This is a genomic window from Paenibacillus sp. MAHUQ-63, assembly GCF_028765165.1.
In the GTDB taxonomy this organism is placed as follows: domain Bacteria; phylum Bacillota; class Bacilli; order Paenibacillales; family NBRC-103111; genus Paenibacillus_E.
Map to the genome: position 1 here is coordinate 183,515 of NZ_JARADB010000001.1, position 19,845 is coordinate 203,359.

The following is a 19,845-nucleotide window of genomic DNA, read 5'->3' on the forward strand; positions in this document are numbered from 1 at the left end:
TTCCCGTTATCCCTCATCGGAGAGGTCATCGGGCTCGATCGGGTCCTGCGGCAGCATGAATTCCGGCGGTCTCTCCGCCTCATAGGGCTGATATACATAATGACGCGAGAGCTTGACGACTCTGCGATTTTTTTTGCGGATAAGCACGCTCTCGTCGTCCCAGGCGACTACGATGCCGCGGACATCATTTCTGGGGGAAACGTCGCGAATAACGCGGAGTAATGTGCTCTCAATACGGAACTGATCCAGCTGCTCTTCCGATATCATACCTTTTACCTCCAATATCCGTTTCTACCCCCTTAGCATACACCAATTCCTGTCCCGATGAAACTTACATAAATGCTCCGGACTCAGGTTAACTTAACCTAGACGAAAGAAGGAGATCGCTATTTTACCCCTTGGGAGGTATTCGATTGGACAAAAAAACCTACTACGTGAACGTCGGTACCGGCGAGGTACTGGAAGACCCCTCCGCGTTGAATTATGAATTTTCCATCTCGGCAACGGACGAAGAAATTGACCAGCTGCAGGAGCTCCTCGAGGAAATTGACAACTCTTCACAAGCCAGCTACGCAACTTCATGGTACCCTTGGAAGGTTTATTCCACGGAAACCAGTGAGTTTAATCAGGATTACGATTATTATTTGACCGAAATCTACAGAACCTTACACCGATTGGGCAATGATCAGACGAAACAGCACATCGAGAGCATGGAAATTCTAGAAAACGGGATATAGCAGTAAAAAAAGAGGCCAACGAATCCTACACGGATCCATTGGCCTCTTGTTATACGTTTCGTTAGCTTACATGCTCTTTCGAATCGTTCGTTTCGAACCAGAAATCAAGCACTTTGCTCGACATGACGCGCTTCTGAATATATTCCACTTGAGCCGCGGTAAATTGCTGTTCCCATTCGATATTCAGCTCTGTGCAAAGCTTCACGATCGTTAACAACTCTGACCAGGCGACATAGCGTTTGTACCAAAAAAATTGAGGATGTTCGATCATATACGGATACAGATCATCAAATTCCGTATGCTTACAATCAAGAGCACGCTCAAAATGTGTTTTGGCTTCCCCTAGCTTAGTCATGAAATATTCAATGGAACCATTTTCGATACCCATAGATGTCAGCCTCCTCTCTCACCTTGTAACCATTATAATGGATAATTCGGTTTCAGGGAAGCCATTGACGTGATGTAAAATCAGTCAAAAGTGATCTGCCCGTTCTCCAGCGAGGCAATGCGGGCTAATGATTCTACGCGAATCCCCCGCTCGCGGATGGAATTGCCCCCCGATTGGAACATTTTCTCCACCGCAATCCCTACGCCGACGAGTTCCGCCTCCGCTTTCTCAATAATGCGAATCAAGCCCCGTGCTGCGTCGCCATTGGCGATAAAGTCGTCAATCAGGAGAATGCGTTCCCCTTTGTGCAGCAAATGCGAGGATACCATAATATCGGTGACGATCCCTTTGGTAAAGGACGGCACGCGTTCGCTGTATGTATCCTGATCCATCGTCAGCGTTTTCTTACGGCGGGCGAAAATCATCGGAACTTCGAGATGCAGAGCCGTCGTATAGGCAATCGGAATTCCGGAAGATTCCACCGTCAACACCTTATCCGGCTTCGTTTCCCGAAACAACCGGGCGAACTCCCGCCCCATCTCCATGATTAGCGCCGGATCCACCTGATGATTAAGAATGGCATCCAGCTTGAGTACTTTATCCGATACAACGACACCGACCTCTAGGATACGCTGCTTTAACAATTCCATGCTACTGGCCCCCTTAATCCTGTCTATTATGAGTAAGTTACCATAATGACGAAGTAGGTTTCAAGTCCCAATTTGCGAATATCCCCTGGCACAGTGAAACTTTTACGCCGCAATAGGTGTCTATACTAATACAAGGTTTTACTTATATGAATTTGCCTAAGATTGCTCACAAATATTTCACCAGATCGGTTGAGTTCAAGCTGTAGAAAGCGGTATGATAAGTAATGTTACTTTTTTTCCAATAAATATGCGGCAGAAAGGATAGATGACGATGAACAATCCGATGAGACCCATCATACTTGGCTTCGTGCCAGTCGCATTTGCTTCGCTCGTCGTAGCTGGATGCGAGAAGTCATCTGCGCCTTCCCCTCAGCCTACCATAGATTCCGCCATCTCGATCCAGACGCCGAGCACATCACCGTCAGCCTCGCCAACCGTTATCACGGTAGAGTCACCGCTTCCGTCTGCTCCGGCGGAGGATACGCCGGCCAAGCATGAAGCCCAAGTGGCGAACACGAACAAAACGGATTTGTCCGATCTTCCGCAATCGTCAGCCAGCGCGAAACCGACGACAAAGCCGAAGGTGAAGGCGGAGGATGTGTACCAGCAGGAGAAGCCGACTCTGATGGGGCTGAAGCTCGGTACGAGCAAGGACGTGGTGCTGGAGCGATTCGGTAAAGCGAAGAAACAATTTGTGATGGATGAAGATGACGACGCCATTCAAGTCTACGACTTCGGCGATTTCTCCGTCGGCTTCAACATGAAGAACGCGCTCGAGTTCGTCGACGTGCATTCGACCGATATTGATCCGGGTCTGCGCGGGCTGCATCTTGGCCAGAGCGTGCAGGAAGCCATCGACATCCTGGGCAAACCGGATGCTAACACGACCTATGTACTCTCTTACAAATCCCAGGGCACGTTGCTCAAGATCGATGTGGACCCGAACGAGAACACCATTCAATCCATCAAGCTTTTCGCGGACCGTTGACCCGAACAGCGAAGACCATGCAGCATCGCAATGATGACAGCATGGTCTTTTTTGGCATTCCTCAAACAGCACGTCTCTTCCGAAACCGCAAATACACAAGCACGGCAATGACCGCAATGACCGCGATTATGATCAAGCTCATTCCCATATATTTATGTATCAGCTGAAACAGCTCATCCAAATTGCTTCCGATAAAATGCCCCAGGGTGAGGAAGGTTGTACACCAAAGCAGCGCGCCTGTCCCCGCAAACAGCATATATTTATAAAACTTCACGCCGCTGACACCGGATAAATAGCAGGTAAAATGCCGGACCCCCGGCACGAAATATCCGAAAAATACAGTCCAAAGCCCATATTGGTGAAACCATTCCTCCGCCCGTTCAATTCGCCCCGGCGTCAGCTTGAACCATTTGCCATACCGGTACAGAAAGGGTTTGCCCACACGATGTCCGATGATATAAGACACGATCATGCCCGTCATCGTCCCCGCGTAAATCACCATGAGCGTAGGCACATACTCAAAGGGGCCTCCCGGCGCGGTTAGCGAACCGACGAAAGCCATCAAGGTCTCATCCGGTATCGGAACGCCCACAATGCCGGCGGATAGCAAAAGGTACAGGGCTATATAGCCATAATGGCCAATGAAGTCATAAAGAGCTTCTTTCATCCGAGCCACACTCCCACATTCTACTTCGTTCCCATTCACAACCAGTTTACCAGAAACGAAGGCTTGCCCCAAGTTGCAGTCATGCGACTGTCTTCGCGAACATACCTTGTACTATACCAAACGAAAGAAAGCGGGGCAATCCATGCGAACAGGTTCACAGATCATCCGAATTGCCTTTACGTATATCGGGACTGTCGTGGGGGCCGGTTTCGCTTCCGGGCAAGAGATTCTGCAATTTTTCACGCAATACGGCAATTTGGCGACGCTCACGATAGCGCTATCCTGCGTGCTTTTCATATGGATCGGAATTAAGCTGATGCTGATGGCGCATGAATTGAAAGCTGCCTCGTACGAGGATCTCAACCGGGTTATTTTCGGGCCGAAGATCGGCAATTGGATTTCCTTGTTCACAATGGTGGTGCTATTCGGCATTACAACGGTCATGCTGGCCGGCGGAGGGACGGTCTTCGAAGAGCAGCTGCATCTCTCGTACCAAACCGGACTGCTGGTGACGCTCGTGCTTGCGTACATCGTCTTATCCCGCGGAATCGGAGCCATTATGACGGTCAATTCCATTGTCGTGCCCATTATGCTGGTCTTCAGCATCGTGATTGTCGTCTATACGTGGCACTCGCCCGCTTCCGACAACTGGCTGAGAATAACGACCGATGCATCGCCCGGGAAAATCTGGTTCTCACCGTTTCTCTATACCGCCTTCAACCTGGCTATGGCCCAAGCCGTACTTGTCCCCATGGGAGCCTCCATCGAGAAGCGCTCCGATCTCATCTGGGGCGGTCTGGTCGGGGGAGCAGGCATCGGTCTGCTGCTGCTGTCCGCTCATTATGCGCTCTCCGCACAGATGCCGGGAATCGCCCAATATGAGATCCCGATGGGAAACATTATCAACCGGTTAGGCTCCGCGCCGCAGATTGCTTATTTGCTCGTCATTTACGGTGAAATCTTCACGACGTTCATCGCCGATGCTTACGGCTTGTCCCTGCAGCTCGGCCAGCGCACGAAGCTGCATCCCAAGATCTTGCTCCTCAGCATCTTGGCACTCAGCTATTTGGTCAGTCAAATCGGCTTCAAAGTGCTGCTTGCCGCCCTCTATCCATTATTCGGCCTCATTAGCGTGATTTGGCTCGTGCTGATGGTATGGCGCAACCGGCGCCGTGCGGTGTAGCGCCCCCCTCTCGGCGAAGCCCAAGACGACAGCCAAGCGGGAAATCAACAGCAGCATGCCCATCGCGCAAAAAATAATGCCTGTAAGCAAATAGGAATAATGAAAGGCAGCCGATGTCGCCGCTTCATCGCGCAGAAGCGCGAACAGCTCTGCCAGGAGCAGCAATAGACCTAGAATAAACAACCCGATCGCTGCATAATCCAACACCGTCCAGCGCGATAAATAGGTGACCGCAATGTCCACCTGGCTCAATGCTTTGGGGGCTGCAGCCTGCTGCCGCCACAGCTGGTGAATCATCCATGCCGTATACAAGGCCGCCCCTGTGACGAAAAGCCCGACAAGCCCGCCGATAATCGCGAGTAGCAGGTTCATCCGTACGTCCTCCTCTACTTTCTCAAGTGTATTATCCGTGTCTTAATCCAATGATAAGAACAAGCGTCAGGGTGAAACAGAGTACAGGAAGCGCATAAAGAAGCGGCAGCAGCAGCCAGCCGGGAAGCTTCATGGCCGGAAGCCAGATCAGCTGCAGCCGCCTGCGGGCGGCTGCCTCCCAGGTAGGCTCCGCACGATGGGCTTTCGGGGCGAAAGCTTCCCCCGCTCCTTCATTCCACTCGATCTTACCCTTCTTCCAACCGACCTGGTACGTAATCTCCCGATGCTCTTTGTTCTTCCCGCTCCCTGGCTCCACGTTCCGTTACCTCCCGCTTTTGTTTCTACCGTAAATGTTCCCAATGCGATTTCCATCCATATAGAAAACGCTGCTATAAGTGAATTAAACGGTGGCCCGGAACGACCCGAGCCGCCGCATCCCGTACATGACCATGGCAGGTGAACAGCAGCACTTGATGCCTGCCGCTTAACTCCTCCAGCACGCGCAGGCAGCTTTCCATTCGCGCCTCGTCGAAATTCACGAGAATATCGTCCATGACAAGCGGCAGCACGGCTTTGCCGGCGTATTCCTCCACAAGCGCGAACCGCATGGACAGATACAGCTGTTCGGCCGTCCCCCTGCTGAGCTGGCTCGTCTCGACAGCTTGTCCGCCGGCCCGGATCGCGACCAGCCGCTGTTCGCCGAACGGTGCTTTCACCTGCACGAAGGCGCCGTTCGTCATCTTCGCGAAGTACTCGGAAGCCCGCAGCAGCACGCCGGGCTGGCGCTCCTGCTCGTACACCTCGCGCGCCTTCCTCATCAGCAGGGAAGCGAACGAAGCGATGGCATATTGATCCGCCTGCGACCGGATTGTAGTCCGGTAGGACTCGGCTTGGAGCAGAGCATCGGCATGCTCGGTGCCCAGCTCCAGCTGCTCGATGCGTGCGGCCAGCTTGCCGGCTTCCTCGCGCCATTCATTCGTTCGGGCGGCCGTGTCCGCCAACTGGCTGCCAATCGACTGCAAACGGTCTGCCAGATCCTCATCTCCACACTGTTCCAGAAGCTCGGAATAGCTATCCGTCATAGCCCGGCCCAGAAGCGCTTCCTGTGAAGATTCCAGCAGCTTCCGCTCCTCGATCAGCTTGAGGCGCTCTTCTTGGGCCCGCTGGTGAAGGCGCAGCTCCTCGCCATCGCGAGCATAGCTTTCGCGCAGCAGCAGCTGCAGCCTCTCGCTGACGCGCTCCTCACTCGCCCGGAGCAGGAGCAGCTCCTCCTCCAATTCGGCGAGCTGGGTCTCGCAGTGCCGCTTCTCTTCGAGAAGACGAAGCTGCTCCTGCTCCTCCTCCTTCCAGCGTTTCAACGCAAATAGAGGCTCGTGTCCGTATGCGCCCCCAAGCCGGGAACCGACAGCTTCCTCAAATTGCTCTACACGAAGCCGCAAAGCCGCCGCCTTCGCAGACAGCTTATGCAGCTGACGGATGCTCTCCTGCCCCTGCTCAATCGTTTGGATCGTTTCCAAGGCGGCATCCGGTGACAAACGCCCGCTTAGTCCAAGCGACTCCAGCATGCCCCGCCATTCGTTCTGCAATCTAGCGGCCTCTCCGGCGAGCTGATCGGCGGCAGCGCTTCTCTGTCCGGCTTGACCGCGAAGGGCTTGCAGCTCCTCTTGGGCATCCTGCAGCTTCTCCAGCTTGCGGAGCCCTTGGCTGATCCGCTGCTTGTTCCCTTCCGCCTCTCTCAGCCACGCATCGAGCTGCGGCTGAAAGCCATGCAGCGGGATCTTGGCTGCTTGGGCCGCTTGGGAAGGCGGACTGGCGGAAGCCGCAGCAGCTTCGCGCCAACCGGGCTGCCCCTGCGCCGCCTTCATGAACGCCGCGATCTGCTCCTGCAGCCGCCGCTCCAGCTCTTGAAGCTCGCGAGCTTCATCGCCAGGGGGCTGCTCCGAAGGCGCGGCCATCGTCCGGCCAGCGCGGCCTCCTTCAACGGTGCGGTTCCCGCGCAGAATCAAGAGCGCCGCAACGGCGAGCAGCAGCATCGCTCCACCCGCCAGCGCCCGGTTCCCTTGCCAGGCGAGGATACCCGCCACCACGAGCGACAGCAAGCCGGTCATCGCGGCCATGCGTCCGCGCAATTTCCGCGCGGCGGCTTGGTTGGCTTTGGCCGCTTCCTCGAGCCGGGCTTGAAGCTGGTTATGCACCGCTTCCCGCTCCTGCCTGTGCTGAATATCTCTTACCAACGTCTGCCATCGCGTATAATCCCTTGCCATGCTTTGCAGCGCTGCGGTTGGGTCCGCCCCTCCCGGCAGCACCGGAGCGGCCCGCAGCTCGTGCTCCAGCAGCCGGACCGTCTCTTCCGTTCGCTGAACTTGCTGTTCCAAAGTATCCCGTTCGGTCTGAACCCTTAGTTCATCCGCACGGCCGGTCTGAAACCGTTCCTTATACAACCGAATCTGCTCACGCAAGGAAATGGTCGCCGCGAACGATGCCGCCAGCTCCTCCCCGTTCTCATCGCCGTGAGTATCTATCTGTTTCAGCAGCCTGTCCAACTGTTCGCGCAGGTGCTCCTGCTCCACGCGCAGCTGATCCAGACCGCGTTTCTGCTCCTCGTACGCCGCCGCTTGCTCCAGCCGCAGGTTCAGCTCCGTCTGATGCGCCAGCACGTCCGGCTGAATGCGGATCGCTTGCAGCCGCTCGGTCAGCCCCTGCCGGCGCAGCCCGAGCTTCGCGCGCTCCGCCATGATGCGCTCCCGCTCCGCTTCCAGCGCGTCCAGCCGCGCCGACGCCTGCTCCGGGAAGCCCGCCAGCTCCGGCAGCGCGGCCAGCTCCTGGCCGATCTGCCGCAGCCGGATCCAGCCGCTGCGGGCCTTGCCGGCCAGGCTGAGCCGCTGCTGCTCCGCGCGAAGCGCTTCCTGCTGCTCCTCCAGAGCAGCGATGCGCGCCTCCGCGGAGCGGCGCTCTTCCTGCAGCCGGTCGTAATCGGCTGCCAGATCCTTGCTGCGGCGCAGCGACTGCTCCAGACCCTCGAGCTCTCTCAGGAGACGGTTCATCTCCTGATTGCGTCCGCGGGGTCTATACAGGCTGTCGGCCTGCGCCGTCAGCTTGCGCTCGGCCTCCATGATCGCCGAGCCGCTTACACCGAGCCCAGCGCTATACAGATAGCCGCTGAGCTCGTCTGTCTGCAGCGTGCGCAGCTCCTGCAGCTCGGTAAGCCCGAAAGCGAACAAGCTGCGAAAGAGGTCGGGCGACAGCCCGCCCAGCAGCGTGTTCAGCAGCTCTTCGCCGCCGGTGGTGCCGTCACCGCGGGTCACCTTGACGAGCCCTGCAGAGGCTCGCCGCCCGCCTGCGGCCGCCGCGTCGAACCGTTCGACGCGAATGAGCTCACCCTGCTCGTCCAGCAGGGTGAGTGCGCCGCCATGGGCGCCTCCGCCCAGCGGCTCGTAGCGCTCCGCCCCGCGCTGCCGGGGCGGGAAGCCGAAGAGCACCGCGCGGACGAAGCCCATGAGCGTGCTCTTGCCCGCTTCGTTGGCGCCGTAGAACAGCACCAGCGGGCTGTCCGTTTCGAGCTGCCGCTGGCGCAGGCTGCCGAAGCCTCCCACATGGATGGATACGATCTTCATCCAGCCCCCCCCCCGTCCGCGGACAAGAGATCCGCGGCTAATGCTTCGGCGGCGCGCAGCCACTCGCGCAGCCGCTCCGGATCCGCCGCAGCCGGGTTGCCGGCTGACTGCGGCAAGCTCTGCAGCGCGGCGAGCGCCTCGCCGGCGAAAGCGTGAAGCGCGCCGTCGTCGCCTTGCAGCGCTTCTGCATACCGCAGGAGATCGCCGAGGAAGCTCTTCTCCTGGCGCAGCGCCGCCAGATCGAGCTCGCCCGCCGTGCGGTCCTCGATCGATTCCACCCAAACGAAGCGGCTTCGCTCCTCTTCATCGAGCCTCAGCTCCGCCGTCAGCTCCTGGAGCATCTTGCCCCGGCGCAGCAGACCGGAGAGCGGGCCGCGCCCTTCCAGCGTGAGCCGAACGACCGCATCGCGGCCGTCCGCTTCTTCCCGGATGCGCTCCAGCGCTTCGCCGACCCGGTCTTTCAAATCCTGCTCCGTCTGCATGCCTGCAATCGTCAGACGCTGATGAAACCACCGGACGGCATCCAGCGCCCGGAAGGTCAAGTGAGCTTGTCCTTCCTCCGACATCTCCACAAGATAACAGCCGCGCGGGCCCGTTTCCCGAATATTCCGGCCTTGCAGATTGCCCGGATATACGATCGCCGGGCGTTCGTGAAGCACCTTTCTCGTATGTACATGGCCTAAGGCCCAATAATGCATGCCCGCCGCAAGCAAATCCGTCTTGCTGCAAGGGGCGTAATTGTCATGACCCGGGTCGCCGTCAACATTCGTATGCAGCATCGCAATCTGCGCTGCGTCCACGCGGCTTGCCCGGAACTGCAAGGCCAAGTTGTCGGTGACCGCGGAATGGCGGTACGAAATCCCGTGAATCTCGGCGATCACGCCTCGTCCGGGCTTCTCAACTTGAACCGTCTCCACCCGGTCGCACGCAAAAAAATGGACGCCTGCCGGCCAAACCAGCTTCGCGGCGCGTCCATCCTCCGGGTCATGATTCCCATGAATAATATAAGCCGGGATGCCGTGCGCGGCTAACTGCTCCAATGCTTTCTGGAACCGAATTTGCGCGCGCAGCGAACGATCCGACAGATCGTAGACATCCCCGCTGATCATAACAAAATCCACCTGCTCCTGCGTGGCAACCGCCACGAGCTCCTTGAGCGCGCTGAACGTCGATTCGCGCATTCGCTCACGAACCTTTTCGGGCAGCGCCGACATGCCTTTGAACGGTGAATCCAGATGCAAGTCGGCGGCATGCATAAACCGCAGTCGTTTCATGTCCCTAACGCCTTCCCGCCTTAGCTTTTATCGTTCTGTTCGCCGCTTGCTCCCTCAATCTGATAGCTTTCGTACACACTCTTGAGCTGTCTGAGCACACGGTTCAAGGAATACGTCTTCTTCGCCTTCTCCCATGCGGTTCTCGCCAGATTGTAGCGGAATGTCGGATCGATCACGACCTTCTCCAATGCATGGCTCAGCGCCATCGCATCGCCGACAGGCACCAGAAGCCCGTTGTGCCCGTGCTCGATTTGTTCGGCGATCCCGCCGACATCCGTGCCGATAAGCGCCAACCAACATAGCGCCGCTTCCGCGAACACCGAGCCGAAGGCTTCCGCTCGGGACGGCAGGACGAAGACGTCGAAGAACGGCATAAATTCTTCCGGATGCAGCATATAGCCGTAGAAAATCGTATCTTCATATATATTGTGCTCGATGGCCAGCTTCTCCAGCTCCGGCCGGCTTGGTCCGTCGCCGATAATATGTAGAACGAAGGGATGGCCCCGCTTCTTGAGTTCCCCGCAAGCAATCAGCAGCGTATCCAGCCCTTTGGCCGGTACAAGACGGCATACGGTAATGAACTGCGTCACGGCGTTCTCGTGGGAGATCGGACGGAAGCGCTTCTCGTCGAAGCCGTTCGGAATCACGCCGATTCGTTCGCTGTCCTGAACATATTCCGCAACGTATTGCTTGAAGGAGTTCGAGACCGTTATGATCTGATCGACCCTCGCTTCCAGCTCTCCATAAATCTGAGTCAGGAAGAGATGCTCGACCCCGTTCTCTTGAATGCGCCCGTTCAGAATAAGCTCCCTCTCGAAGCTCGAGTGAATCGTCAGAATGACCGGCGTTTCCGGATACAGCTGCTTCATTACCATCGCCGCAATCGGATGATGCGCGTGAATAATATCATACTTCTTCGTCAATCTCAGCTTCGTCCACCAAACATAATCCTTGTACGTTTGAATGTATTTATCTACGATCGGGTTTCCGGCATATTTCCGCCAATCGAAAGTGACGAATTCCACTTCCTCTGTGCCCTTGTTGCGAATTCGCTTAGGCAGCGAAAATAACTCCATTTCCCAGCCTTTTTTATTGAAACGGTCCAAAATATAGGGAACCATGGATGACACCCCACCCGGCTGTTCCGGGGGGAAAAACAAAGCTTGCAAGATGTTCATTGCATGAGCCCCTCTCCCAAATCCTTGAGCTTACCTTCTTATTGTAACTTGTGCGGGTCGAATAGAAAAGAGAACAACAAATATGCGCTCTATGAAACGATTCTATCCCTCTCCTTCATTTTCCTTTATAATAGGTAGCAAAGCTTGTCGAAATCTTGGTTTTTATGGGGGAACGCATGAGACCTGTTGATCTCTTATTCGGTGATTTGGCTTCATTATTATCGAATGCTATCGTAGTGGTCATTGTTACACTAATGTTCGTGATTTCATTGCGATTATTTCTGGACCGCCGGAAGAAAGGCTATATGTCGATGACGATTTCGCTTGTTTTTGTCGGCGTCCATTACCTTCTGAAACTATATGTCATCCTGACGGCTCTGGATACTGGCTTGACGTCCTATCTGCTGCTCATGCTCAAAATCGTTTCCTTCGTTCTGTTGAATTTGGGCATCTACCAGCTATACAACCGTACCCGCCGCAAACAGTACATATTCTTCTATGGCTTGATTCTGATGGGTCTGGTCGTTTCCATCCTGCACTTCAGCGTACCGCAAATGTATAACGGAACCCCTCAGCAGGTCCGGCTGCTGCAGGATGTCGCACTTGAACTGTACGTATTCGTGCTGATTTTCCTTTGCTTTTATATGATTCCGCCTTACATCGGCCAGCAGGTCAAGTACCAATCGGCGTTAACCGTCTACTTCTTCATGCAGTCCGGCCACCTCGTCAATGCTTACATGTATGGGAATGCCCAGCCCTGGTTAACCGTCGCCGGCAATGTTTTGCCAATCGTGTTCTACTTCCTATTGTTCATGCTACTATTCGATCGAGTCGTCGAGCTGATGCAAGCGATTTACAATTCCTCCATCACGGACGGGTTAACACGGCTGTATAATCGCAAATTTTTCTACAACCGCGTCACGCAATACGTCGGAAGACATCTTCCCGTGTCCATTCTGTTCAGCGACATCGATAACTTCAAGAAATTGAACGACACCCAAGGCCACCAGATGGGGGACGATGTGCTCAAGCAGGTCGCCCAGATTATGAAGGAAGAGGTCGAGGAGTGCGGCATTGCCGGCCGCTACGGGGGAGAGGAAATGGTCGTCATGGTCACCGATCCCAGTGTCAAAATGGAGGCTTTCGCCGAACGGGTTCGCAGCCGGATCGAGAAGGAAACGATCGTCACCGCCAGCATCGGTTACAGCAAGTACAAGAATGGACTGAGCGCCGAAGAGCTGATCAAGCAGGCGGACGAAGCGATGTACAAAGCCAAAACAACCGGTAAAAACAAAGTCGTCAAATATGCGTAATTAGGCGCAAGACAAAGGGCTGTCCTATCTGCGGTCGCTTGACCGGCAGAGACAGCCCTTTCTTTCACTTTTTCACTCTTTCACTCATCCTCTATTCATCGTCCGCTTCCAGCACATGCTCCTTGCAGAAAGCTTCCACAACCGCAACCTCATCGTCCTCTAGGTCAAAATCCAGATACAGCTCAGTCGTTTTCTCATAAATCTCGTATTTCAACAAGCCCGACTTGTCTTCATCTACGTTATAGATGGCTCGAATGTACAGCCCGCTCTCGGAAAATAACTCATCGTCTTCTTCCACTTCAATATCGATAAGAAATTCATACCGTTGTCCGCTCAAAATGCCGAACGGATCTTTGACGATTTCCACCGTATAGCTTGTAATCGTAAACATCGAATCCCCCCTTTAACATCTGCAGGCTATAGTATACCTGAAAATGGAGAGATTCGCACATAGGCCTACAGCTGAACCAACTGTCCGCCGGCAATTTCTACAGCTTCGCCTTCCACGCTGATCCAGACGGACATTGCCGACGGATTATGCACGATCCGGCGATCGGCCGAATAACGCAGCCTGTCCAGAGCCTGCATATAAGCGACAATCTCAGCATTCGTGGCATACCAGATATCGCTGCGGCCGCCGACCAGCTCCCCGAACCGGTCGATGATCTCCCAATTGTTATCGTTCTCAAACTCGTAGCTGTGGCCCCATACATAGAATAACGCCATGCGGCTATGCCGCTGCTCGAGATGGACGAAATGCTCGGCAAGCTCCACCATCATCTTGTGGTGGCACGTCGGATGCCACCGGAGGAAATCCGCGGGAACATGGAATTTGCCATGGCTTGCCACGGTCCGGGCGTACTCAATGCCCAGGGCGGGCAGCATGGAGACGACGTGATCGTTATAAGTTCCGAACGGATAGCTCATCCCTCTGACCGGATAGCCGACGAGCTGCTCCAGCGCTTTCCGGTCCTCGCTAATCTCTTGAAGGATTTGCTCCGTCGGCGATTGCTCCAGGAACGGATGATCGACGGTGTGCGCCGAAACTTCATGCCCCTTGAAGAGCACAGCCACTTCCTCCGCTGTAATATACCCTTCCTTGCCCAGAAATCCGCTGTTGAGATGAAACGTCCCTTTGATACCATACTCATTAAGCTTACCTACGAATCTGCGGTCGTGCACTCTGCCATCGTCATAGCTGATGGTCAACGCCTTGTGGACGCCATTTGGAAATCGGTCGTTGCGAATACGCATCGGTTCCCCTCCATAACTGAAAGTTTGCTATTGCCAGTTTGTTGCGCCGATTGGTTACTTCCACATTTTACTTACGGCAGTCCGATTATGGCAAGGGGTGCAGGGACTTTACCTGCGTAGGGATTCCCATGTTTGAGCTGTTTAGGAGATGTGGAATTTTTAATATTCCTTGACAGGAATATTCCTTATGGGGTATATTTAGATCAACAACAAGGTAACCTTTCAGATGAAGGAGTTGAGCATATACCGAGAAATCAACCATTAACGAGGTGACTGGCATGTCAGGAAACGATCCGGGCATGGACATGACGACACTGAGCGCTCTAGCCGAACCGAAGCGAATCGAGATCGTCGAACTCTTGCGCGACGGCCCCCTGACTGTTGGGGAAATCGCCGAACGCTTGGGACTTCGCCAGCCCCAGGCCTCCAAACATTTGAAGGTGCTTAGCGAGAACGGGATTGTGGAAGTGAAGGCTGAAGCCAACCGCCGCATCTATAAGCTTCGTGCCGAACCCTTCCAAGCGTTGGAGAGCTGGGTGAAATCCTTTCATCGCATCACGGAGGAGCGATTCGATCATTTGGAAGCCTATTTGCGAAAACTGCAGAACAAGGATCAATCATAGAACCATTCCAAATCATTCAAAAATACAAGGAGGAATTACAATGTCAAACAATGCAATGCTTTCGAGGGTAGAGAACGATCGGGTACTGGTACTGGAGCGTGTGTTCGATGCGCCGCGCGAGCTGGTGTTCCAAATGTTCAAGGAGCCTGAGCATCTCAAGCACTGGTGGGGACCGAGAGGTTGGGACATTCCCGTATGCACCGTCGATTTCCGTCCTGGAGGCGTTTGGCATTATTGCATGAAATGCGTGGATAAGAATCATGGCGATTTCTATGGCATGGAATCTTGGGGCAAAGGCATCTATAAAGAGATCGTCGAGCCGGAGAAAATTATCTACACCGATTACTTCTCGGATGCGGAAGGCAATTCGAATGACGCTATGCCTTCGACCGAGGTTACGCTGGAGTTCGTCGATCTTGGCGGCAAAACGAAGCTGATCAACCGTGGCGAATATGTCTCCGCAGAAGCTCTTAAAACGGTTATGGACATGGGTATGCTCCAAGGCATCACCGAAACTTGGGATCGTTTGGAAGAGCGTTTGAACACACTCAAGTAGAACAAGATGGAACGGCCGCCTGGCTATTGAAAAGCCGGCGGCCTTTCATTTGTATTCACCCTTTTCTGCGCTTCCCCCAAGGCTTGAATACCGATAGCAAAAACATGGCAACTAACGAGGCGATCTGTAATCCGATACCTATGAATAGCGAGATTGTATTTACCACGTACGCGCCTTGATCCGCAGCCCCCACCCCTGTATCTGTCAAATACGAAATTCCTCGCAGCGTCCACATATACATACCTATCGGTCCGAGGAGGATCGCGATTGCACTCAGGACTTCTTTGGCTATGATCCAGTAGTATTTCACCAGCCCCCAATGCGTCCATAGGGAGAGCAGAACGCCGGTTACGATCGTCCCGATGACAGAGGCCCGCACGGATGTTGCGGATAACACGTGCATCGCTTTGTAGCATGCAAGCAGCAACCCCGAATCCTCCGTGCTCGCTGCGGTAATGCTCAAGATGAGGAACGTTACACTGGTCCCCAGCATGATGGCCGCGAATAGGAGATGTAGGCTCAGAAGCCACTTCTTCTGTGTCATTGTCAGGGTTTTCAAGCCGCATGACCCCCTTGTTATATTTATACCCTTACGATAATAAATTGAAATAAACTGCATCTAAACCATATCTTAAAAAAAGATAAACAAAAGACACCGTCGGCGGCTTAGTGCGGGTCTCGAAAAGGGGGATGCACACTTGTCCAGCAGTGTTGGTTTTGCCTTTGGTTCAGGCCTTATTATCTTGTTTTTTGTCATCTCTCTGCTGCTATTCGCAGCGCACATCGTCTTGTGCGTCTGGGCTTACCGGGATTGTATACGGAGACGAAAAAGCACGGAATTCGCTATCCTGATCCTGTTAGCCATGCTGTTTTTTCCAATCCTTGGATTGATTGTGTATTTGATTATTCGCAATGACTAGCTCTCTTCCACCTCCCCAGCGGTAAGAACCTCTATCTAGGAATACGTTCGACGAACCTTTCGAGCGAGCCGTCGAACGGAAACCCTTTTTTCGCGACAAGCTCCTGCAGCTTCAATAATTCCTGCCTCGCGCGATGAATCAAATCCTCCGGATAGTGAAACTTGCTTGCATTCACAATGAATTCATCTTCATCAACGACTTTCCATTCCCCATTCCTGAACACATAGTCAAGGTCCAGATCGATGAAAGAAACGGTGTTCCCTTGCATCACCGCAGGGAGGTTAATGTTGCAATAATAGTGCTGGATCGCGCCGTTCACGACATCCGCACTAACCGTAAACCACGACTCTGTTGAGAAATATTCGATCGTCCAAGCCTCGACGGTAAATACCTTTTGCTTCGTATAATGATTCAATTGCCTGCCGTACTCGCCTAAAACGAAAATATGGGAATCGGTCTTTTCCAATAAGCTCGTGTTCCATTCATAATGCCGCCGATTTCCGTACTTCATTGCTTGAATGGTTATCAGATTGTCCACTGTGATCATCCTCGTTACTCGTATTGGAAGGAGAACCTCCCTCTCTTGCATCTGCTCTATTATAAATTACAGGCGCGCCGTTTCAAAACTCCTCGATTGGAGAGAGTTCGAGGGCGAGCGCCAGGGGGCGCGGGACGAGCGCCAGGGGGCGCGGGGCGAGCGCCAGGGGGCGCGGGGTGAGCGCCAGGGGGCGCGGGGCAAGCGCCAGGGGGCGCGGGGTGAGCGCCAGGGGGCGCGGGGTGAGCGCCAGGGGGCGCGGGGTGAGCGCCAGGGGGCGCGGGGTGAGCGCCAGGGGGCGCGGGACGAGCGCCAGGGGGCGCGGGGCGAGCCACGGCGGGCGCGGGGTGAGCGCGAGGCGGCGGGACGAGCGCCAGGGGGCGCGGGGCAAGCGCCAGGGGGCGCGGGACGAGCGCCAGGGGGCGGGACGAGCGCAGAATGAGCCGTAACTTGAATTTCTCCAGTTATTCCAGCCGCTTTCCCTTTAAACTGAAGCGGTAACTGGAAAATCTCCCGCTAATTTCGCAAAAACTGCCATGCCGGCTCATCAATCGCAAATTTTAACTGGAGAAATTCCTTTTATACTCTTCTGAGGGCCGCCCGGACACTCGATTAACTGGAGTTTTTCCAGTTATCACCTGCAGCATCAGACGCATAAACACATCCTTACGGTATCCATCGGGCAGGTGCGGGTACGGTTGCACTCTAAGGGTATAACTCACCACTCACCAGCAAGTTAGCGGAAATACGATCCGTTATTTGGCCCAAAACGGGGCCTTTGAGGGAAGATGCGGAAATACGATTCGCTATCTCACGGTTTTCCCTCCAATTTCTATGAAAAACCACCTAATAACGAATCGTATTTCCTCTTCATTCGCAGAATAGGTGATCCTTGGTGAAATAGCGCACTGTATTTCCTATGCGCCGATGGGTGTCGACGTGGGAGATCGCGGGGCAGGAATGTATAAGTTGAAAAAAGCAGCCGCCGAAGCAGCTGCTCTTGTATGTAAGTTAGCGGAAATACGATCCGTTATTTAGCCCAAAACGGGGCCTTTGAGGGAAGATGCGGAAATACGATTCGCTATCTCACGGTTTTCCCTCCAATTTCTGTGAAAAACCACTAAATAGCGAATCGTATTTCCTCTTCATTCGCAGAATGGGTGGTCCATGGTGAAATAGCGCACTGTATTTCCTATGCGCCGATGGGTGTCGACGTGGGAGATCGCGGGACAGGAATGTATAAGTTGAAAAAAGCAGCCGCCGAAGCAGCTGCTCTTGTATGCAAGTTAGCGGAAATACGATCCGTTATTTGGCCCAAAACGGGGCCTTTGAGGGAAGATGCGGAAATACGATTCGCTATCTCACGGTTTTCCCTCCAATTTCTGTGAAAAACCACTAAATAGCGAATCGTATTTCCTCTTCATTCGCAGAATGGGTGGTCCTTGGTGAAATAGCGCACTGTATTTCCTATGCGCCGATGAATGTCAACGTGGGAACTCGCGGGACAGGAATGTATAAGTTGAAAAAAGCAGCCGCTCTTGTATGCGTCTTAGACGGCTTTCCTCGCAGCCTTGAGCTTCTCAAGCTCCAGGCTCACATCTTCCTGGAAAGCCAAATCGGGCGCGCTGCTCACAGAGGCATTAACCAGCTTGTTCACCCTAAGCGATGCTGCAGCTCTGGCCTCCAGCTGCCAGATTTGTTCTTCCATTCTAGCGAAGTTTTTGCGAATGCTCGAGGCATCAACCGAATAAAGCGTATTGTTCACTTGCTGGATCGCATGAGCCGTGTTCGCTCTGGACAAGTACATGAGCTTTTTATTTTGCAGCTCTTCGTACAGCTCCATCAATCTCTTCAATTGATCTTCCAGAGCCAGCGTCTGCTGTCTCATCGCCTCATATTGATCCTGGTGTGCTTGCAGCTTACGCTCCGTGGCCAACTTCTCCTCCACAGCCAGTACCGCCATGTCTTCCTCGTTCCGGTCAATCGCGATATTTGCTTGCCGGGTGCGCTTCTGTACGAGGTGTTCAAGCTCTGCGATGATAACTTCATATTTCCGTTCGGCAAGCAGTTGATTGGATAAGGCAAGCTTGGCTTCCATCAGTTTCCCTTCCAGCTCGCGTATATATTGCTTCACCATACTAAGCGGATTTTCCATTTTATCCAGCGCCTCATGAATGCCAGCCATTGCGATATCGTTCACACGTTTGAAAATTCCCATTTATTTCTCCTCCTTAAGTATGTTGCGTTCCCATTGATCCAAGGTGGCCGCCCGCTGCGCAGATGAAGCACTGTACATAACGGTATGCTCGTCCATCATAAAAGCAGGCATCGCCAGTTGGTTGATGTCGGTTCTTCTATTGTGGATTCTTTTCGCCATTACCCATACCAGAATTAGAAGGATAAGTCCGATAACAATCCCAAGGATAGGTCCACCATGAAATCCGTGGTGATAATGACTATCAGCAAATCGCTCCGCAACCGGATTACCGACATGCAGCCGGGGGGCCGGAAACTCATGTCTCATGCTCTCCACCTCTCTTCTCTCTTCTCTCTTATTTGCGTTACAAGTTGAAGTATAGACCCCGTATCTTAAAGGCCAATTAAAACCAACTGAAAGAGGGTTGAACGTTCACTGAGAATCTGCTGAATGCTGCACCTGCTTCTGTACCTGCATCTGCACCTGCACCTGCTCCTGCACCTGCTCCTGCTCCTGCTCCTGTTCATGTGCCTGTACCTGCATCTGCACCTGTTCCTGCTCCTGCACTTGTTCCTGCACCTGCACCTGAACCTGTACCTGCACCTGCTCCTACACCTGCACCTGCACCTGCTCCTGCTCCTGCTCCTGCTCCTGCACCTGTTCCTGCTCCTGCACTTGTTCCTGCACCTGCACCTGCACCTGCTTCTGTACCTGTACCTGCATCTGCACCTGTGCCTGTACCTGCTCCTGCTCCTGCTCCTGCTCCTGCACCTGCACCTGCTCCTGCACTTGTTCCTGCACCTGCACCTGCCCCTGCTTCTGTACCTGCACCTGCTCCTGCTCCTGCTCCTGTTCCAGCACTTGCACCTGCTTCTGTACCTGCATCTGCACCTGTTCCTGCTCCTGCACCTGTTCCTGCTCCTGCACCTGCTTCTGCTCCTGCTCCTGCTCCTGCTCCTGCTCCTGTACCTGCACCTGCTCCTGCTCCTGCTCCTGCTTCTGTACCTGTACCTGCACCTGCTCCTGCTCCTGCTCCTGCTCCTGCTCCTGCACCTGCTCCTACACCTGCTCCTGCTCCTGCTCCTGTTCCTGCACCTGCACCTGCACCTGTACCTGTACCTGTACCTGTACCTGCTCCTGCTCCTGTTCCTGCTCCTGCTCCTGTTCCTGCACCTGCTCCTACACCTGCACCTGCTCCTGCACCTGCACCTGCACCTGTTCCTGCTCTTGCACCTGCTCCTGCTCCTGCACCTGTACCTGCTCCTACACCTGCACCTGCTCCTACACCTGCACCTGCACCTGCTCCTACACCTACACCTGCACCTGCTCCTACACCTGCACCTGCACCTGCTCCTACACCTGTACCTGCTCCTACACCTGCACCTGTACCTGTACC

Annotated in this window: 24 protein-coding genes; 7 read left to right on the forward strand and 17 right to left on the reverse strand. The window is 54.3% G+C overall.

The genetic code is table 11. The features are described 5' to 3' along the window. Window positions 1-6 precede the first annotated feature (6 nt). The gene (locus PUT07_RS00600) at window positions 7-267 is read right to left on the reverse strand and encodes a hypothetical protein (protein ID WP_274465778.1); all 261 of its coding nucleotides are present in this window, start codon (window positions 265-267) and stop codon (window positions 7-9) included. 146 nt (window positions 268-413) lie between these two features. On the opposite strand from PUT07_RS00600, the gene PUT07_RS00605 reads away from it, so the two are divergent. Continuing rightward, complete coding sequence (locus tag PUT07_RS00605) at window positions 414-737, forward strand: hypothetical protein (RefSeq protein ID WP_274465779.1); 324 nt, start codon at window positions 414-416, stop codon at window positions 735-737. 61 nt (window positions 738-798) lie between these two features. Here the strand turns inward: PUT07_RS00605 and PUT07_RS00610 are convergent, their stop codons facing one another. Together PUT07_RS00610 and PUT07_RS00615 are read right to left on the reverse strand one after the other, a co-directional pair. Then, window positions 799-1,125: a hypothetical protein gene (locus tag PUT07_RS00610; protein WP_274465780.1), complete on the reverse strand. Its 327-nt coding sequence runs from the start codon at window positions 1,123-1,125 to the stop codon at window positions 799-801. An 80-nt stretch (window positions 1,126-1,205) separates the two neighbouring features. Next, window positions 1,206-1,775 carry a xanthine phosphoribosyltransferase gene (locus PUT07_RS00615; RefSeq protein ID WP_274465781.1) on the reverse strand — a complete coding sequence of 190 codons (570 nt, stop codon included), beginning with the start codon at window positions 1,773-1,775 and terminating at the stop codon, window positions 1,206-1,208. Window positions 1,776-2,046: 271 nt separating this feature from the next. On the opposite strand from PUT07_RS00615, the gene PUT07_RS00620 reads away from it, so the two are divergent. Then, a complete protein-coding gene (locus PUT07_RS00620; protein ID WP_274465782.1) occupies window positions 2,047-2,763 on the forward strand; it encodes a DUF4309 domain-containing protein in 717 nt (238 codons plus the stop codon). Between the two features lie 61 nt (window positions 2,764-2,824). Here the strand turns inward: PUT07_RS00620 and PUT07_RS00625 are convergent, their stop codons facing one another. Next, the gene (locus PUT07_RS00625) at window positions 2,825-3,430 is read right to left on the reverse strand and encodes a DedA family protein (protein WP_274465783.1); all 606 of its coding nucleotides are present in this window, start codon (window positions 3,428-3,430) and stop codon (window positions 2,825-2,827) included. 142 nt (window positions 3,431-3,572) lie between these two features. Here PUT07_RS00625 and PUT07_RS00630 point away from each other — a divergent pair, with 142 nt between their 5' ends. Continuing rightward, window positions 3,573-4,613, forward strand: a complete 1,041-nt coding sequence (locus PUT07_RS00630) for a YkvI family membrane protein (protein ID WP_274465784.1) — start codon at window positions 3,573-3,575, stop codon at window positions 4,611-4,613. Here PUT07_RS00630 and PUT07_RS00635 read toward each other — a convergent pair. The 5 genes from PUT07_RS00635 to PUT07_RS00655 form a co-directional block, all read right to left on the reverse strand. After that, window positions 4,545-4,985, reverse strand: coding sequence for a hypothetical protein (locus PUT07_RS00635; protein ID WP_274465785.1), 441 nt, complete (start codon window positions 4,983-4,985; stop codon window positions 4,545-4,547). The two genes, PUT07_RS00630 and PUT07_RS00635, sit on opposite strands and share 69 nt — an antisense overlap. Before the next feature lie 31 nt (window positions 4,986-5,016). Then, on the reverse strand, window positions 5,017-5,301 hold the full coding sequence (locus PUT07_RS00640) for a hypothetical protein (RefSeq protein WP_274465786.1): 285 nt from the start codon (window positions 5,299-5,301) through the stop codon (window positions 5,017-5,019). Between the two features lie 73 nt (window positions 5,302-5,374). Then, window positions 5,375-8,599 carry an AAA family ATPase gene (locus PUT07_RS00645; RefSeq protein WP_274465787.1) on the reverse strand — a complete coding sequence of 1,075 codons (3,225 nt, stop codon included), beginning with the start codon at window positions 8,597-8,599 and terminating at the stop codon, window positions 5,375-5,377. Continuing rightward, window positions 8,596-9,873 carry a metallophosphoesterase family protein gene (locus PUT07_RS00650; RefSeq protein ID WP_274465788.1) on the reverse strand — a complete coding sequence of 426 codons (1,278 nt, stop codon included), beginning with the start codon at window positions 9,871-9,873 and terminating at the stop codon, window positions 8,596-8,598. The genes PUT07_RS00645 and PUT07_RS00650 overlap by 4 nt, the downstream gene beginning before the upstream one ends. A 20-nt stretch (window positions 9,874-9,893) precedes the next feature. Next, window positions 9,894-11,051: a glycosyltransferase family 4 protein gene (locus PUT07_RS00655; protein WP_274465789.1), complete on the reverse strand. Its 1,158-nt coding sequence runs from the start codon at window positions 11,049-11,051 to the stop codon at window positions 9,894-9,896. Between the two features lie 176 nt (window positions 11,052-11,227). Between PUT07_RS00655 and PUT07_RS00660 the strand changes: the two genes are divergently transcribed. Beyond that, window positions 11,228-12,364, forward strand: a complete 1,137-nt coding sequence (locus PUT07_RS00660; protein ID WP_274465790.1) for a GGDEF domain-containing protein — start codon at window positions 11,228-11,230, stop codon at window positions 12,362-12,364. A 91-nt stretch (window positions 12,365-12,455) separates the two neighbouring features. On the opposite strand, the gene PUT07_RS00665 is transcribed toward PUT07_RS00660, so the two are convergent. Next, window positions 12,456-12,755 (reverse strand): DUF6509 family protein, encoded by a 300-nt coding sequence (locus PUT07_RS00665; RefSeq protein WP_274465791.1) that lies wholly within the window; start codon window positions 12,753-12,755, stop codon window positions 12,456-12,458. Window positions 12,756-12,820: 65 nt separating this feature from the next. Beyond that, window positions 12,821-13,618: a polysaccharide deacetylase family protein gene (locus tag PUT07_RS00670; RefSeq protein WP_274465792.1), complete on the reverse strand. Its 798-nt coding sequence runs from the start codon at window positions 13,616-13,618 to the stop codon at window positions 12,821-12,823. A gap of 278 nt (window positions 13,619-13,896) precedes the next feature. On the opposite strand from PUT07_RS00670, the gene PUT07_RS00675 reads away from it, so the two are divergent. Beyond that, window positions 13,897-14,241, forward strand: coding sequence for an ArsR/SmtB family transcription factor (locus tag PUT07_RS00675; protein ID WP_274465793.1), 345 nt, complete (start codon window positions 13,897-13,899; stop codon window positions 14,239-14,241). A 40-nt stretch (window positions 14,242-14,281) separates the two neighbouring features. Then, window positions 14,282-14,797: an SRPBCC domain-containing protein gene (locus PUT07_RS00680; protein ID WP_274465794.1), complete on the forward strand. Its 516-nt coding sequence runs from the start codon at window positions 14,282-14,284 to the stop codon at window positions 14,795-14,797. Between the two features lie 55 nt (window positions 14,798-14,852). Here the strand turns inward: PUT07_RS00680 and PUT07_RS00685 are convergent, their stop codons facing one another. Next, window positions 14,853-15,356 carry a hypothetical protein gene (locus PUT07_RS00685; protein ID WP_274465795.1) on the reverse strand — a complete coding sequence of 168 codons (504 nt, stop codon included), beginning with the start codon at window positions 15,354-15,356 and terminating at the stop codon, window positions 14,853-14,855. A 139-nt stretch (window positions 15,357-15,495) separates the two neighbouring features. On the opposite strand from PUT07_RS00685, the gene PUT07_RS00690 reads away from it, so the two are divergent. Then, window positions 15,496-15,717, forward strand: a complete 222-nt coding sequence (locus tag PUT07_RS00690) for a PLDc N-terminal domain-containing protein (protein ID WP_274465796.1) — start codon at window positions 15,496-15,498, stop codon at window positions 15,715-15,717. A 31-nt stretch (window positions 15,718-15,748) separates the two neighbouring features. Here the strand turns inward: PUT07_RS00690 and PUT07_RS00695 are convergent, their stop codons facing one another. The 5 genes from PUT07_RS00695 to PUT07_RS00715 all read right to left on the reverse strand — a co-directional run bounded on the left by PUT07_RS00695 (window position 15,749) and on the right by PUT07_RS00715 (window position 19,502). After that, entirely contained in the window at window positions 15,749-16,255 is a 507-nt protein-coding gene (locus PUT07_RS00695) for a DUF402 domain-containing protein (RefSeq protein ID WP_274465797.1), read from the reverse strand. Between the two features lie 1,546 nt (window positions 16,256-17,801). Further along, window positions 17,802-18,470 (reverse strand): PspA/IM30 family protein, encoded by a 669-nt coding sequence (locus PUT07_RS00700; protein ID WP_274465798.1) that lies wholly within the window; start codon window positions 18,468-18,470, stop codon window positions 17,802-17,804. Further along, window positions 18,471-18,776, reverse strand: coding sequence for a hypothetical protein (locus PUT07_RS00705; protein ID WP_274465799.1), 306 nt, complete (start codon window positions 18,774-18,776; stop codon window positions 18,471-18,473). Window positions 18,777-18,881: 105 nt separating this feature from the next. Next, window positions 18,882-19,052 (reverse strand): hypothetical protein, encoded by a 171-nt coding sequence (locus PUT07_RS00710; RefSeq protein ID WP_274465800.1) that lies wholly within the window; start codon window positions 19,050-19,052, stop codon window positions 18,882-18,884. A gap of 6 nt (window positions 19,053-19,058) precedes the next feature. Continuing rightward, on the reverse strand, window positions 19,059-19,502 hold the full coding sequence (locus PUT07_RS00715; RefSeq protein ID WP_274465801.1) for a hypothetical protein: 444 nt from the start codon (window positions 19,500-19,502) through the stop codon (window positions 19,059-19,061). Window positions 19,503-19,845: the final 343 nt, after the last annotated feature.

Coding starts and splice junctions, on each gene's coding strand:
- PUT07_RS00600 (WP_274465778.1), bottom strand. CDS start 267: ATGATATCGGAAGAGCAGCTGGATCAGTTCCGTATTGAGAGCACATTA.
- PUT07_RS00610 (WP_274465780.1), bottom strand. CDS start 1,125: ATGGGTATCGAAAATGGTTCCATTGAATATTTCATGACTAAGCTAGGG.
- PUT07_RS00615 (WP_274465781.1), bottom strand. CDS start 1,775: ATGGAATTGTTAAAGCAGCGTATCCTAGAGGTCGGTGTCGTTGTATCG.
- PUT07_RS00620 (WP_274465782.1), top strand. CDS start 2,047: ATGAACAATCCGATGAGACCCATCATACTTGGCTTCGTGCCAGTCGCA.
- PUT07_RS00625 (WP_274465783.1), bottom strand. CDS start 3,430: ATGAAAGAAGCTCTTTATGACTTCATTGGCCATTATGGCTATATAGCC.
- PUT07_RS00630 (WP_274465784.1), top strand. CDS start 3,573: ATGCGAACAGGTTCACAGATCATCCGAATTGCCTTTACGTATATCGGG.
- PUT07_RS00635 (WP_274465785.1), bottom strand. CDS start 4,985: ATGAACCTGCTACTCGCGATTATCGGCGGGCTTGTCGGGCTTTTCGTC.
- PUT07_RS00645 (WP_274465787.1), bottom strand. CDS start 8,599: ATGAAGATCGTATCCATCCATGTGGGAGGCTTCGGCAGCCTGCGCCAG.
- PUT07_RS00650 (WP_274465788.1), bottom strand. CDS start 9,873: ATGAAACGACTGCGGTTTATGCATGCCGCCGACTTGCATCTGGATTCA.
- PUT07_RS00655 (WP_274465789.1), bottom strand. CDS start 11,051: ATGAACATCTTGCAAGCTTTGTTTTTCCCCCCGGAACAGCCGGGTGGG.
- PUT07_RS00660 (WP_274465790.1), top strand. CDS start 11,228: ATGAGACCTGTTGATCTCTTATTCGGTGATTTGGCTTCATTATTATCG.
- PUT07_RS00665 (WP_274465791.1), bottom strand. CDS start 12,755: ATGTTTACGATTACAAGCTATACGGTGGAAATCGTCAAAGATCCGTTC.
- PUT07_RS00670 (WP_274465792.1), bottom strand. CDS start 13,618: ATGCGTATTCGCAACGACCGATTTCCAAATGGCGTCCACAAGGCGTTG.
- PUT07_RS00675 (WP_274465793.1), top strand. CDS start 13,897: ATGTCAGGAAACGATCCGGGCATGGACATGACGACACTGAGCGCTCTA.
- PUT07_RS00680 (WP_274465794.1), top strand. CDS start 14,282: ATGTCAAACAATGCAATGCTTTCGAGGGTAGAGAACGATCGGGTACTG.
- PUT07_RS00700 (WP_274465798.1), bottom strand. CDS start 18,470: ATGGGAATTTTCAAACGTGTGAACGATATCGCAATGGCTGGCATTCAT.
- PUT07_RS00705 (WP_274465799.1), bottom strand. CDS start 18,776: ATGAGACATGAGTTTCCGGCCCCCCGGCTGCATGTCGGTAATCCGGTT.